This window comes from Halostella sp. PRR32 (genome assembly GCF_034808085.1).
Lineage (GTDB): Archaea > Halobacteriota > Halobacteria > Halobacteriales > Natronoarchaeaceae > Halostella > Halostella pelagica.
In genome coordinates this window covers 657,083-671,554 of sequence record NZ_JAXHGL010000001.1, presented here as the reverse complement: position 1 = coordinate 671,554, position 14,472 = coordinate 657,083, and the positions used below count along the sequence as shown (strand labels likewise).

The window sequence follows — 14,472 nt, the reverse complement described above, 5'->3', positions numbered from 1 at the left end:
GAACGTCCCGTCGTGACGGGATTCGACACCCTGGTGTCTCGACAGTCTTCAGACCTCTGCCCGACAGTACGAGAGGCGACGAACTCGATAACTGCGATGGCGAACAGGCGGCCGTAGCGTACGCGAAGCGGGCGGCCGCACGACCGCGGACCGCTTCGCGGCGGGTCGGTCAGATCACGGCGGTTCTGGCCGCCCCTTCGAGTATAAACCCTTGCGTCACCCGAAGACTTATTCTCCCTCCTCGGTCGAGATGGCTATGGAAACGAGATCTCTCTCATCGGCCGACCGGGACCTGATCGACCGGGCATCGGAGACGGTCGCCGACTGCGTCGACCACGAGAAGTTCGGCGGCGCGCATATCGTCGCTTCCACGCTCAGAACGGCGTCAGGAGCCATGTACGACGGGGTGAGCGTTCCGGCGAGCATCGGTCGGGCGTCCGGCTGCGGCGAGCCGGTCGCTATCGGGTCAGCTATCGCGGACGGCGAGGACGAGTTCGATGCGATCGCGGCGGTCAGCTATCCGATGCCGGAACACGATGCGGAAGAGATACAGTTGATCCCGCCTTGCGGCGTCTGTCGGGAGATGATAGTCGACTACGGCGAGGACATCGACGTGATAATTCCACGGGAGGGAGACGCAGTGAAAGTCCGCGCAGAGGATTTGCTCCCGGTCCGTCCCTGGTGAACGAACCCGGTCTGACGGCAGTGAGTACCCCCGCTCAGCCGACGGTCACATGAAGTCGTCGAGGCCGGACTGGTCCTCCGACGCGGCGGGGTCGGCGGCGTCGTCGACCTCGTCTCCGTTCGTCGGGGTCGGCCCGCCCGTATCGTCCACGTCTCCCTCGTCGGAGTCGCCCTCGGTAGCCCCGTCGATAGCATCACGTACTGCTCCTTCGAACGCGCCGCCCGCGTTGTGCTCGATCGCTTCGTCGCGGCGCTCTCGCGCGTCTTCGACGACGCTCTGGACCTTGTTCGTCGTCTCGCCGCTTCCCGTGATGAATGAAACGTCGCTCTCGTCTAAGTCGTAGGCTGCGGCCATCGCGACGGTGAGTTCGCGGTTCTTACAGTGATGTGTCATCGTCGCGAGAAACGGGAGGATCTCCCGCCGGGCCGTGCCGATGCTGGTGCCGGACCGCTCGGCTATCTCGCGGGCGATGCGGTCGCGCTGTTTCCTCGTCGCGCTCGTGCGCCCCAACTTCGACCAGTAACTCGGTGGCCCGTATCGAGTCCACCCGCCCTTGCTCTCCTTCCGGGCGGCGGCGACGCCGGCGGTCATGTTGTCCCCGGCGTAGCGCCAGTACGAGTAGTCCTGCGTGGCGCGGACGCGACCGAGCCAGCGGTCAGCATTCGCGAGGAACCCGTACGCGTCCGCGAGTTCCGCCCCGTGGTAGTCCTTCGGCATGTTGTCCTCGATCCAGTTGATCATGTCGTCAGGCGTCTCGTCCACGTCGTACGAGGCGTACAGCGCGTCCTGGGCGTCCAGGTTCTTGATCAGGTCGTCGAGGAAATCGAAGATGCCCTCGGTCTCGTCGCGTGCGCCAGTGACCACGTCGTCCTCGGTGAGCCGTTCGGTCTCCTCGGCGAGCGCCTGGAGGTCGTTGATCGCGGACCGGAGGTCGCCGCTCGTGCTGTCGGCGATAGCGTCGAGCGCGTCGTCCTCGTACTCGACGCCCTCCTGTCGGCAGATATCCCGGAGAACGGGGACGATAGAGCGCGAGGAGACGTCTCGAAACTCGATTTCCTCGCACGCGCTCCGGAGGCTGTCGCTCATGTCGTAGAACTCGTTGGCGACGAGGACTATCGGCTGGTCGGCCTCCTTGACGACTCCAGTGACGGCCCGCGAGCCACCGTAGTCGGCGTTGCCGTGGAAGTTGTCGGCCTCGTCCAAGATCAGAAGTCGGCGGCCGGATTCGCCCGCGGTCAGCGTTCCCGACTGCGCAGCCTCGCCCGCGATGTGTTCGACCACGTCCCCTGTGCGCGAGTCGCTGGCGTTGAGTTCCATCACCGGCCACCCCATGTCGTTTGCTAGCGCGTGCGCCGCGGATGTCTTGCCGACGCCGGGACTGCCGTGGACGATGGCGGCCTTCCGGTGGTCCTCCCACGTCTCCGCCCACTCTTTTAGCTTATCGCGGGCCTTGTTGTTCCCGCGGACCTCGGAGAGCGTCGAGGGGCGGTACTTCTCCGTCCAGTCAGTCATTGCTCGGTCGTACGGACGAACCGCGTTTAGTGGTTGCGGACCCGTCGGGGATCTCTCCGGGAGCGCTTCCTAGCTTCTAGGTACCGGGAGTCGCCCGGCGCTTCTCGGCTCACTACTCCGCGGTGAAACCGCCCGGATCGAGCGAGTGCTTCGAGACGGTGAGGATCCGGACCATGTACGCGCTGAGCAGGACGTACGGTGAGAGCGCGACGACGAAGGCGATACTGACGTAGAGGAGGCGTCGCTGGATGTCGAACACCGTGAACGGGGGGAACAGGCCCGCGTCGATGGCAAGCAACACGAACGAGGTGAACACGATGACGGGAAGCGAGAGCACGAGGAGGTCGCCCGACAGCGCCCGTACTTCGCGTTTGTAGTAGAGCGTCGTGAAGTACTCCCGACCGGAGGCGAAGATGGTGAGAACGGAAATGAGGTCGTCGAGCGTCTGGCGTACGGGCTCCGGAAATCTGTCGCCGCGAGTCGCTCTGAGTCGACGAACGGCGTTGATATGTCGGGCGTAGTCGTAGTCCAGACCGGCCACGACGACGGCGGACAGGCTGCGGTCGGACGACTGGATCCGCTCTTCGATGAGCGCGACTTCCTCCTGGACGTCCTCAGCGATCGCCACGATGTCCCCGCGGTCACCCTCGTCGAGGAGCGCCTTCGCCTCTCGCCGCAAGGTGTCTGCCTCCTCGTCGAGCGTCTCGAGGACGAACAGGTAGAAATCGTCGAACCCGGCGGGGCTGATTCCCGTTCCCATCCCCTCGAGTTCCGTCTGGAACTCGATCGACTCCTCGACGTGTGACTGTTTCGTTTCGAGGGGTCCGAACTCGTCCGAGATGACGGCAGTGTTGATCGAGAGGACGACGGAGACGAAGAGGATGATTCCGCCGAGGAGCGTGTTGAACAGCGTCTGGACCGCTCGAGTTTCGTCGACCAGCGTCTGCATCTCCAGTTCCCACACGGTTCCGACGGTGACGAGCGATAGGAGGATAGTGATCAACAGTAGCACCGCTAGCAGTCGGCGGCTGCCGGTACGGAGAACCCACCGGACAGCCTCCTTCGGTCGTGTACGCGACCCTCCCGTAGCAGCGCCGGTCCCGTCCGTCCCGTCGCTCTCGGCCATCGTCTGGTACGACGACATCGAGCCGCAAGTAAACGAGCCTCCGCGCTGTTGCGAAAGACGGACAGTCGTACTCCACCGATCTAGCGCATGGACGTCGCTATTCTCACCGTCGGCGACGAGATACTTGCCGGCGATACGACGAACACCAACGCGTCGTGGTTGGCCGAGGAGATCACGGACCGCGGCGGACGAGTACGGCGGATCCTCACGGTCCCCGACGACCGCGACGTCATCGCAGCACACGTCCGCGAGTGGTCGGGTGGGTTCGACGCCGTCGTCGTCACGGGCGGTCTCGGCGGGACGCCTGACGACGTGACGATGGAGGCAGTCGCCGACGCACTGGAGCGCGACATGCTCCTCGACGAAGATCAGCGCGGGCGACTGGTCGAGAAGGCCCGGGAGTTCCGTGAGGAGAACCCCGGACTGGCCGAGGAGTACGATCTGGACCTCGATTTCGACGCGGCGGCGTCGCTCCCCGAGGACGCTCGCGCCCTCGCGACGGACGCGGGGTGGGCGCCGGGTTGCGCCGTCGAGAACGTCTACGTGTTCCCTGGGTTCCCGGACGAGATGCGGGCGATGTTCGACCTGGTCGAAGCGGAGTTCGTCGGCGACGCCGTCTCGGAGACGGTGTGGACGCCGACGCCGGAAGGCGCACTTGGTGATATCATCGACGCCGTGGACAAACGCTTCGACGTCTCCGTCGGAAGCTATCCGGGCAAAGGCGAGACGCCGGGGCGGTTGAAACTGTCTGGGACGGACGCCGACGAGGTCGCGGCGGCGGTCGAGTGGATCAGTGCGAATCTGGCTGTGACGGACGGGCCGGGGTCGTCTGGGGAATCCGAATAGCCCGCGAAACGTGTCTACGCAACAGCGTCCTGACTACTGATCCGATTTCATATCGTGGTATACGCTTCACGACACGTTTCCGGCTGTCATCACCCGGCCATGTCGCCTCGCCGAACGCTCTCGTGCCTCCAGAACGCTTATCACACCACGGCCGGAACCTCCGGAATCAGTTGATGTTCCCGGAGGAAATCGAGACGGAGCGATTGCGCCTCGTCCAGTTCAGTCGCGACCACGTCGACCTCGAACCGGTCTACGAGGCGCTGTCGCGCGACGAGCAGACGGAGCGCGAGTTACAGCACGTCACCAAGACTCCGGACGACACGCTGAAAGAGACCCGGGACCGCTTCGTCGCCGCCGAGCGGAACTGGGACGACGGCGAGAAGGCCCGGTACGCCGTCTTCCCGCGGGAGGGCGAACCGAACGCCGGCGAGTTCGCGGGGATGGCGGCGCTGACGCCGGACTGGGACCGTCGCAGCGCGCGGTTCAGCCTCGTCCTCAAGGAACGGTTCTGGGGCCGCGGGTACGCCGGCGAACGAGCTATCGCGTTCATGGGACTCGCGTTCGACCGCCTCGACCTCGACCTCGTCTCGACCGGATATTTCGAGGGGAACGAGCGATCGAAACAGGCGATCGAGAAGTACGTCGACCGCGTCGGCGGCGGTTACGACGGCCTGTTGCGGAACTGGGTGCCCGACGGGGACGAGGTACTCGACCTGTATCGTTACACGGTCACTCAGGAGCAGTGGGAGGCGAACCGGCCGGACGACCACCTGGTGTTCCGCGATGGGTGAACTCCTCGAACGGCGGCGAAACGAATCGTTTCCGGAAACCATCGAAACCGACCGCCTGCGCATCGAACGCCTCTCCCACGAGACCGTCGACCTGCCGGAGTACTATCGGATCTGCTCCTCGGACGAGGCCATCGACGAGGTGACGGAGTACCTGTCGTGGGACCCGCACGAGTCGATCCGCGAGACCAGAGAGTACGTCGACATGGTCGAGCGACAGTGGGAACGCGGCGACAGCGCCGCCTATCTGCTCAGGCCGCGTGAGAACGAAGACGGTTCAGGCGACATCGCCGGCGGAGCCGGGATGACGTTCGACTGGGAGCAAAAGACCGGGACGCTGGGGGTGTGGCTCCGCAAGCGCTTCTGGGGACGCGGGTACTCCGGTGAGCGCGCTGCGGCGTTCATGCGCCTCGCGTTCGACCGACTCGACCTCGATGTCGTCGCCGTCGAACATCAGGCCGGGAACGAGAAATCTCAGCGTGCGATCGAGAAGTACGCTGACCGGTTCGGCGGCTCCTACGACGGGACCGTTCGCAACTGGGAAGTCAAGTCCGGCGAGGCCCGCGACCAGCACCGCTACACGATCCGGAGAGAGGAGTACTGCGAGGCGACGGCGTGACGGGCCGGCGATGTGAACGGCCGGCCGTACCGGTCGTGACGGTCATCACAGCGGCCGGGCGACCATCTCGCCCCAGGGCTCGAAACCGTAGTTGTCGTAGAACGCCTGCGCGCGGTCGTTTTTCGGGTCCACGTCGAGCACGATCCGATCAAGCGGTAGGTCCTGGTCGCGGGCCGTACCAATCGCCGCCGCGATCAGGTCGTCGGCGACGCCCGACCCCCGATACTCGGGGGCGACGTATATCTCGTTGAGGACGGCGGCGTCCCAGATCATCGCCAGACGTTCGGGGAGGACGAACGCGTAGCCGACGAGACCGCCGTCCAGCGCTGCGACGGTCACACAGTCCGGTTCGTCTTCGGTACAGCGCTCGACCCAGTCGAGATACCGCTCGCGGTAGTCGTCAGTGAGTTTGTCCTCGTAGGCTGTTTCCTTCTCCTCGCCGCCGGTGTTCGCGCCGAGACCGCGCTCGAAGGCGCGCTTGAGTCTCCAGAGGTCGTTCTCGTCGGTGTCGGAGTCGTATGCTCGAACGTCCATATCATATCTCCTCGCCCGATCCTGTTTATCTGTGCGGTTCCGACCAACGCGCTCGTCTGTCTGTCGCCGGGACTGTCGGTCACGCCCGCCGCTCAAACAGGCGCGCCGCGACCGTGACGACTCCCGCCACGACGACTATCAACTGGTCGCCGTTCGCGACGACGGGGAAGATCCGTTCCGGGGACCCGCCGTCGCCGCCGGCATCAGCGCCAGTGCTACCGGGTTCAGGATCGACGCCGGTGTAGAACTGCGTCTCCTGAGTCGTTCCGCGCGCCGATTCTTCGAGGTCGACGAACGTCTGGACGATACCGGCGTCCGTCGAGTAGTACAGTTCGCCGTCGAACGCGTAGAACTGGTCGTGTAGGGGATACAACAGATTCACGCCGTTGAACGTCAGATCTGGGCCGATACCCGCGAGTGTCACGGCCGCGATAGTCGACCAGGCAACGCGGGACCCATACGGACCCCATCTCGTCCGGATCCGCGATTGTTCGCTCATCCGAGTGTCGTAGTACACGACTGCGGCGGCCGTCAGCGGCAAAAGCAACGTGTGGAAGGCGGCCCTGTGGGTCCCGATGAAGTACCAGCCCAGGAAAACGTCGAGGTCGATACAGGCCGTTGCGGCCATCACGACCGCTATCGCGCGAGCGTCGAACTCGTCCCCGAGGAGTGCTGTCCCGACGAGACCGGCCAGCGCGACGTGGACGACGGTCGACGGCATACCCACACATCACGTGTGCCGAACCTATCAGCGTTCCCGTCCCTTAGACCGGAGCGGTCGGGTCTCCCGCCGCTCGTCTTCGTCGTCTGTCGAACGGCGGTTTCGGTAGAGCTATTACCCGCTCTCTTCACCCCCGTACCATGGCACGGACGAACGGGGCACGGCGCGACCTCGCCGAAAAGATCGCCGGCGAGATAACCCTGAGCGACGATCCGGGCGCGACGCTCCGGAAGTGGCGTACCGATTTCGACGTCTCGCAGACGGAACTCGCGGACGAACTCGACGTCTCCTCGTCCGTAATCAGCGACTACGAGAGCGGCCGTCGCAAGAGCCCCGGAATCGGCGTCATCGAACGGGTCGTCACTGGTCTGCTCGACATCGACGAGCGCCGGGGCGGCGGTCGGATCCGGCAGTACGCGCGCGTCCTCTCGGCCGGGTTCGAAAGCGACATCGTCCAGGACCTCCGCGAATATTCGACGACCGTCTCGCTGGGGCGGTTCTACGAAACAGTCGGCGCGACCGAACTCGTTCGCGGCACGCAAGACCGGATAAGCGGCCACACGGTCATCGATTCCATCGAGGCGATCACCCGCCTCTCCAGCGAGGAGTTCTATCGCCTCTACGGGCAGAGCACGAACCGCGCGCTCGTGTTCACCGGGATCACCCGCGGCGAGTCGCCGCTGGTCGCCATGCGCGTCGTCAACCCGACCCCGAACGCCGTTGTCCTCCACGGGATCACCGAAGACGAGCTATGGGAACACGCTCCTGACCTTGCTACCATCGACGACTTCGCGCTGGCAGTGACGGACGCCGACAAAGACGAGATGCTCGACGCGATGCGGGAACTGCCGTAGCGGCCGTTTTCGCCGGGTCATCTCCGGCGACCACTCTCCGTTCATAGGCCGCGCTCGTACGCACGGACAGCGGAACCATTGGGCCCGCTCGGCTCGGAAACCACTCGCGACAGAGGGCCGCTCGGTCGCGAATACTTCGACGATACCGAGAAAAAGGGTCGTCGGCTTACTCCACGTACCGGTATTTCCGCTCGCCCATCCGACCCCACCCGTCGAAGGTGAACTCCTCCTCGGGGACGGTCAGGGCGTCCATGTCCGTGTCCTTCTCGTGGTTGTGGGAATCGTGGATCGACTCGTACTCGCCGTACGAGAGGTCGTGGCGGTCCGCGAGTTGCTCCTCGACGTTCAGCGCGCGAACCTCCTCTTCCCACCCCTCGACGACCGTCTCGGCGTGGATTTCGGCCTGTGCGCCGCTGCCGTAGGACCCGATGAGCAGGCGCTTTCCGACAAGGTCGACGTCGTTTTGCAGCGCGTGTCGAAGCGCGCTGGCGCGGGCGACGTGGACCGAGCCGGTGTACCAGTTCCCGACCTCGCGGGAGATGGTGAGCGTCGGGTCGATCGTGTTCGCGTACCACTCGCGGTAGGCGTCTGTCTCTTTCAGCGCGTCCATGTACTCGAGGACGGCGTCCTCGTAGGCCTCGTCGTTGTCGAACGCTTCGCGGCGGGGTTGGCGACCGATCTCCTCGGCGAGTTCGTCCTCGACGGACGTGTCGCGGATCATGTGCCGATATCCGAGGAGGCCGGCCTTTCGGACCATACCCGGGAACGGCGTGTGGAACGGGATGTACGCGTAGTCGTCGGGATGTGTGTCGCCCGCGACGCTCTCGAAGTCCTCCAGCGCCTCGCGCATGCGAGAGAGGTACACCTGCACCGAGCGCTTGCCGTCGACGCTCGGGAACTGCTGGTTCGGCTTGAGGAAGTCGGTCTCGTCCGCGCTGCCGTACCCCTGCTCCGTACTCATCTCGACGACCGACGGGTCCTCGGTTATGAGCATGGCGACGGCACCGGCACCCTGCGTGGCTTCGCCGTCGTCGCCGCGCGCGTACAGGGCGGTGTCAGTAGCGACGACTAGGGCCGCGCGTCCGCGGTTACGCCCCGCCTTGATCCAGTTGTACGCGTCGTCTAAGCTCTGAGTGCCCGCGATGCAGGCGAACTTCCGCTCGCCCTTGTTCGCGTGGTGGAAGTTCTCGCCGTACACGTCTTCGAGACAGCCGGCGATGTACGTCGAGACGGGTTTGGAGTTGTCGAACGCGCTTTCGGTCGCGACGTCGATCCGGCCGATGTCGTCGGGCGTCAGCCCCTTGCGCTCCATCAGGCGGTGGGCGGCGTTCGCGCCCATCGTCACGATGTCCTCGTAACTGTCCGGGAACGAACTCGCGTTCAAACCCAGCCCTTTCGTGTACTTGCCCGGCTCCTCGCCTTTCGCAGGCGCGAAGGTGTTCGGGAGGTCGAGCTTGAGATTCCCGGTCCGGATCTCGATGGCGTCGATACCGACTGCGGTCATACCCCGACCAACGAAACAGTGGTATAAGTTATTGTCGTCTGGGCGATCGACGATCGTCGAACTGCGTCAGGAGGCACCGACGCCGTTGTCGTTGACCCTTACCTTGTCGCCGTTCGTATCGCGGACGTATCCGACATCGCCGGAATCGGTCGCGTATTTCAGGTAGTAGTTGTTACCGTTGGGGCCGAGGCCGACGTAAATCACTTCGGGAGTCCCGTCACCGGTCCAGTCGAAGGTTCCGACCGGGGATTCGATACTGCCCGACGTAAGCGCCCCGTCGTTACCGTTCTCGTCCGCCAGGTTGACGACCCCGTTCCCGTCTACGTACGGAACTTCCGGCGCTCCGTCGGCGTCGTACTCCGCCGGAGCGCCGGTGGCGTCAGCGGTGTTGAGATTGATTCCCGTGTTGATGACTTCCCTACCGCCGTTTTTCTTGTCCTCGACGAACACCAGGTCCTGATTACTGTTGACGAACACCAGATCAGCGTCTCCGTCGCCGTTCATGTCGGCGACGCCGACCGCGGAGGACGCCGCTATCGGTTTGAAATTGTTGCTGTTAGACGGCTTTTTATCGATCGCTTGCGCGGAGTTGCCACCAGTAACTCTGGACAGTTCCCCCTGTCCGTTGACGAAGAAGACAGAGGTATCTCCGTCCCAGGTGCCGACCGCCAGACGCGTCTGGGTCACGCTACCCCCGTCGACCAGTCGTCTCACGTCGCCGTTGAGGTCCGTTATCTCGATGTTGTTGTTCTGGTCCATGTACGGGAGGTCCGTCGCGCTATCGTCGTCGAGGTCGGCGGTCATCGGCCCCGTACTCAGTGGTTTGTCCGGGCTGTAATCGTTGAGACGGCCGTTCGAATCGATCGTCTTGAGGCTGTTATCCGTTCCGCGGAAGGCGATGCCCTCCGTCGGCGATCCGGTCGCATCGCAAGCCCCGCCGACACCGTCTTCGGGGGTGACGGTGAACGTCTGACTCGGCTCGTTCTCGAACTCGACCGTGATTTCGACCTCCTCGCAGACCATGTCGTGTTCCCCGCCGTTCTGGAGGAACCGGTACAGCCAGAACCGTGCGCCGTCACCGCTTCCGATGACAGCTTCCTGTGCGCCGTTGTAACCGCTCCCGCCGCTCAGGTCAAGGGTCGACGGGAGTGTCACACCGTTGTCGGCATCAGCGACCCCATCGGTGTTGCTCGTTTCGATGTACAGTTCGCTCTCGTTTATCCCGTTGCCTGCGACGGGGTCGCTCAGTTCGTCGATGTTGGCGTTTGCCGGATCGACTGTGACATCGGTGACCGTCACGTCAGTCGTTGCCGTGTTTTCGACACTGAACGTAACTCCTTCGCGGATCCCGACCGACCCGTCGTCGTCGTAGGCGTAGCCGTCGCCGTTGTACCGTACCTGTCCGCTACTGCCGCCGAAGAACACGCTCTCGGACTGCGTGCCCCAATCGCTCCTTTCGTCCGTGTCCCGGTAGCCCTCGTCACTGTAAGCGGTACGATACCCGACCTCGCTGGTACCAACCGAGACGCTCCAGCCGTTCGACGTGCTCTCGGACCCGTACGCCGCTTCGTCTCGGAGTTCGCCGTTCGCGTCGGTGAGCGTCAGCGCCTCGCCTCCGTTGTCGAGGGTTAGCGAGGTCTCGTAGACGCGGTTCGCTGAAACGGACCCGTGGGCGTTGAGAAAGGCCGTCTCGTTTTTAGTCAGGAAGTACTCGCCCTGCAGTCGTTCGGCGGGAAGCGTCTCAGACTGGTCGCTGTCGGCGATGGTCCAGCCCGAAGTCTCCGTCGAGTTCTCGAAGTGAATCTGAACGAACTCGGTTCGGTCGTTCGTCGTGCTGGGATCCGGCTCGACGGCAGTGAGCAACGCCTCGCCGCGGTAGGTCGCGTTCACCTGCCCGTTGATCGTCGTGGTGGTGTACGTCGTCGACGAGTTGTCGAGATCCGCTATCGTACGAAGGTTGTCGACGAACCCGGCCGACGGGGTCCGGTAGCTCTCCCGATTGATGATATCGGTCCCGTCGTACGACCTGTCACTGTCTAATATCGCGTCTACGGCCCCGTCGTTGAGGTTGGCTGTTGTCGAGGAGCCGGTCCGGCTAGAGTAGATCTCGACACTCCCGCCCGGGTTCGACCCGTCCGGTTCACGGAACGCCTCGACAGTGATATCGAACGATGTCGTCCGGTTCTCAACCGAGTACCGGAGCTTCACGTAGTCGTCGCCGCTGACGTACACCGGGTCTGTGTCACTGAGGATCAACTGGTCGGTCTTCGTGATCGCCGTCCACTTTCCGTTTGCGACCGACATCCGTGCCGTGTTCGAACTCGGGGAGTAGACGGACGTTCCGCCCGATCCGACTCCTAACGACGCTTCACCCCCCGAACTCTCCACGTTCATCTCGAATTCGACTTTTTCGCTCGCGTTCGGCGACGCGCTGACGTTCGCGGTAACGGTGTCGGTCCCCTTGCTATCGGGCGCGTTATACGTGACCGTCACCCGGCCGTCACTGTTCGTCGTCCGAGTGATATCCGCCGCAGGCGGACCCGAGGCGTTTTCGAACTCGCCGTCGGTCGCGCTCAGGTTCACCGTTTTCCCGCTCACCGGGTTGTTGTACGTGTCGCGAACCTCGACCGTCACTTCCTGCGTGCTACCGGTCTGGACGGACCCGCCGCCCTCGATGTCCGTGATGTATCTCTCCGCCGACCCGGCCGACGCGCCTGTCCCGACGCCGACTCTCGCCATCTGCAGGTCGTATGTCGGGCCCTCTTCGAGTTCTATCGTCAGTAGCGCGTACGGTGCGCCGCTTACGTCCTCGTGATACTGCCCCACGATGTGGCCCCCGTTGCTCGCGTACTCCTCCCTGAGCGCCTCGCTCCACGTGTCGTTGTCGAGGCGCGTCGGCACGGTGATGTTGATCGGATCGCTATCAGCTTCGACGGCGACGGTGTTGGTCGAGGCGCTCACGGACCGGGCTGTCACCGACGCGCTTCCCATTCCGTTCTCCGAGAGGTTGCCATCGAGGGTGACGAGCGTTATCTGTCGGTCGTTGACGATGGTCTGGTCCGACACCGTGAGGTTGGCGTCTCGGAACTTGTTGTACAGCAACGAGTGTTCGTACACTGTCGTCGGCGGGTTCTGGTACTCGTGGTAGCGGGGTTCGTAGACGAGCGCGCCCGTCGTGTAGTTCCGAGCGTCGCCGCTCCAGAAGTCCTCGACCTCGCCGTCGGTCGCCACCGCGTGCGCAACGCTGACGTTCACGTTCTCCTCGTTCGTCCCCACCGTCCGCAGCGATCCGGACGGCGGGCCGGGATTCAAGAACAGCGTCCGCGACGGGTACGTCGTCCCGAGGTCGAGCGTGACTGACCCCCCGTTACCGCCGCCGGGGACGGAAACGACGGCGTTGCGGAGGTCCTGCATCTGGCCCTGCACCTTCTGGTTGTGGTTGAACTCGATTCCCTTGTTCTGGTCGGGGACGACAGTGGCCTGGTAGAGCGCCATCGAAATGATGAGCATACCGAAAAGCAGCGTCGCTCCGACCTGGATCGCTGCTGCGCGCTCGTCGTCCCCGAACTGCATGGGCACACCTAGAGACGGGGAGAGTAAAACACTTGTTGCCGGAGACAGGTCGCCTCCGTGATGGTTATTCCGCTTCGTCCTCCTCGACGACTTCCGGGTCGCTCATGGCGCTTTGTAGGCTGTCGAGACCGTTCACCCACTCCGTGACGAGACCGTACTCGACCTCCTCGGCGATCGAGATGTCGAGTTCGTCGCCGTCGATGATACGCGTGCCGGCCTGGGCGACGTACCCCAGTGCGGCGTCTAAGTCCTCCTCGGCCTCGGCGTCAGCGGCCGCGCGGATGTACTCCTCGACGCTCGCCTCCTCGGCGGGGCCGTTGGCGATGAACTCCTCGGCGGCGTAGAAGACGCAGACGAGACTGGTCTGCACGCCGTCGATGAGCATGAGTTTCTCCTCGTCCTCGAAGTCGACTTCGCTCAGGACGATCTCGCGGATGTCCGCTATCTCCTCTAGGGCCGTCTCCTGGTCGAGAGTCTCGTCGTCGTACGCGGAGACGATTTTCGCCACGGCGATAGCCGCGTCGTCCTGCAGATTCAACAGCAGGCGGGCGGAGTCCTCGTCCTCGGGATCGATCTCCTCGTCTTTGATGCGGTCGACCCAGTTCTGCCAGCGTTCCTCGGAGTAGAACTCCTGCGGCGGTTCGCTCATACATGAGGGTACATTGGCCGCCTGAAATGCCTTTCTCTCTCACCGGTGCGTTGGGCCGAACCGACACTTCCTCATACGGACAGTTGTAATTCAGTTCGGTCGTGCGCCGACGCGGGGTCGGCGCGGACCGGCATACAGGTGCAAAAACCTATCAGTCTCCGTCGAGCGTGGCGACGGTGTCGAGGCCGTACACGCGGCCAGGCGTCGTCACGTGTGCCCGCTCGACGGCGTCGTCGTACCCCTCTTCGAGCATCCAGCGCACCCGGCGCGGCACGGTTTTCGGCCCCAGCACCGCGCCGGGCCGGTCGGGGTCGTCGACGAAGTCCGTCTCCATGAGAAACGGTTCCCCCGACTCGGCGGCGACAGTTAGCCGCTCTTTCTCGCTCATCACGCTCGGCGTCGGGCCGACGAGGCGGCCGCCCGCGTAGTGTTTGACGACGCGGTGGCGGGGGAGGCCGGCGGCCTCGGCCCACTCCGCAACGGCGGTCATCTCCTCGCTCGCTTCCGTGTGCAACTGGACGGCGCAGTCCGCGTCCGCGCCGCGCGCGAAGGTGTGGCGCATGACATCGTTCGACGCGTCCCACACCGCCTCGCTCACGTCGTAGTGCGGGCGACCGGATTTCAGCGCGACTGCGGCACCGTCCGCGACGTACTCCGCGGCGACATCGATGCCGGCCTGCATCAGGTCACGCGCGTCTTCGGGCGCGAACCCGCGGTCGTCGACGAGACGCGTGACGAGGCCCGGGTGAACGCCCAGAACGGGCCATGCCGTGCCGTCGACGACTTCGCTCGCGCGGTCGACGACCTCTATCGTCCGCTCGAACACCGCCCGGAAGTCCTCGCCGACCTCGGGTTCGACGCCGAGATGCCAGGACGGCTTGTTCACGACGAGCAGGTGCGTGCCGCCGAGGCGCGCGAAGTCCTGTACGGCCTCGATCCCGCGCCCGTTGTCGGGGTCGATGTGGAGGTGATTGTCGAGCACCGGCATGTCGAGATCGGTCATCGGTCCGCAGTGGGCGTTCCAGCACCGAAAAGGGGTCGGTCCCGCGCGCTCGAGACCT

The 14,472-nt window shown here is 64.4% G+C and carries 13 protein-coding genes; 5 read left to right on the top strand and 8 right to left on the bottom strand.

Translation table 11 applies throughout. From position 1 onward, the window contains the following. The first annotated feature begins 256 nt into the window (after positions 1-256). Positions 257-685, top strand: a complete 429-nt coding sequence (locus SM753_RS03545; protein ID WP_323190571.1) for a cytidine deaminase — start codon at positions 257-259, stop codon at positions 683-685. 45 nt (positions 686-730) lie between these two features. Here SM753_RS03545 and SM753_RS03540 read toward each other — a convergent pair whose 3' ends face one another. Beyond that, complete coding sequence (locus SM753_RS03540; RefSeq protein ID WP_323190570.1) at positions 731-2,197, bottom strand: replication factor C large subunit; 1,467 nt, start codon at positions 2,195-2,197, stop codon at positions 731-733. 112 nt (positions 2,198-2,309) lie between these two features. Further along, a complete protein-coding gene (locus SM753_RS03535) occupies positions 2,310-3,323 on the bottom strand; it encodes a hypothetical protein (protein ID WP_323190569.1) in 1,014 nt (337 codons plus the stop codon). A gap of 87 nt (positions 3,324-3,410) precedes the next feature. Here SM753_RS03535 and SM753_RS03530 point away from each other — a divergent pair, with 87 nt between their 5' ends. From SM753_RS03530 to SM753_RS03520, 3 genes are all read left to right on the top strand, one after another. After that, positions 3,411-4,169 (top strand): molybdopterin-binding protein, encoded by a 759-nt coding sequence (locus SM753_RS03530; protein ID WP_323190568.1) that lies wholly within the window; start codon positions 3,411-3,413, stop codon positions 4,167-4,169. Between the two features lie 173 nt (positions 4,170-4,342). Next, entirely contained in the window at positions 4,343-4,960 is a 618-nt protein-coding gene (locus SM753_RS03525; protein WP_323190803.1) for a GNAT family N-acetyltransferase, read from the top strand. Further along, positions 4,953-5,576: a GNAT family protein gene (locus SM753_RS03520; RefSeq protein WP_323190567.1), complete on the top strand. Its 624-nt coding sequence runs from the start codon at positions 4,953-4,955 to the stop codon at positions 5,574-5,576. Before SM753_RS03525 ends, SM753_RS03520 begins: the two co-directional genes overlap by 8 nt. Positions 5,577-5,621: 45 nt before the next feature. Here the strand turns inward: SM753_RS03520 and SM753_RS03515 are convergent, their stop codons facing one another. Both SM753_RS03515 and SM753_RS03510 read right to left on the bottom strand, forming a co-directional pair. After that, entirely contained in the window at positions 5,622-6,110 is a 489-nt protein-coding gene (locus SM753_RS03515; protein WP_323190566.1) for a GNAT family N-acetyltransferase, read from the bottom strand. Between the two features lie 79 nt (positions 6,111-6,189). Continuing rightward, positions 6,190-6,831 carry a metal-dependent hydrolase gene (locus tag SM753_RS03510; RefSeq protein WP_323190565.1) on the bottom strand — a complete coding sequence of 214 codons (642 nt, stop codon included), beginning with the start codon at positions 6,829-6,831 and terminating at the stop codon, positions 6,190-6,192. Between the two features lie 140 nt (positions 6,832-6,971). On the opposite strand from SM753_RS03510, the gene SM753_RS03505 reads away from it, so the two are divergent. Continuing rightward, positions 6,972-7,685: a helix-turn-helix domain-containing protein gene (locus tag SM753_RS03505; RefSeq protein WP_135534658.1), complete on the top strand. Its 714-nt coding sequence runs from the start codon at positions 6,972-6,974 to the stop codon at positions 7,683-7,685. A gap of 166 nt (positions 7,686-7,851) precedes the next feature. Here the strand turns inward: SM753_RS03505 and hmgB are convergent, their stop codons facing one another. The 4 genes from hmgB to SM753_RS03485 form a co-directional block, all read right to left on the bottom strand. Beyond that, on the bottom strand, positions 7,852-9,189 hold the full coding sequence (gene hmgB, locus SM753_RS03500) for a hydroxymethylglutaryl-CoA synthase (protein ID WP_135534657.1): 1,338 nt from the start codon (positions 9,187-9,189) through the stop codon (positions 7,852-7,854). 66 nt (positions 9,190-9,255) lie between these two features. Beyond that, positions 9,256-12,762 carry an invasin domain 3-containing protein gene (locus SM753_RS03495; RefSeq protein ID WP_323190564.1) on the bottom strand — a complete coding sequence of 1,169 codons (3,507 nt, stop codon included), beginning with the start codon at positions 12,760-12,762 and terminating at the stop codon, positions 9,256-9,258. A 64-nt stretch (positions 12,763-12,826) separates the two neighbouring features. Next, the gene (locus SM753_RS03490) at positions 12,827-13,411 is read right to left on the bottom strand and encodes a DUF2150 family protein (RefSeq protein WP_135534655.1); all 585 of its coding nucleotides are present in this window, start codon (positions 13,409-13,411) and stop codon (positions 12,827-12,829) included. 151 nt (positions 13,412-13,562) lie between these two features. Then, positions 13,563-14,414, bottom strand: coding sequence for a TatD family hydrolase (locus tag SM753_RS03485; protein ID WP_323190563.1), 852 nt, complete (start codon positions 14,412-14,414; stop codon positions 13,563-13,565). Between the last annotated feature and the right edge of the window lie 58 nt (positions 14,415-14,472).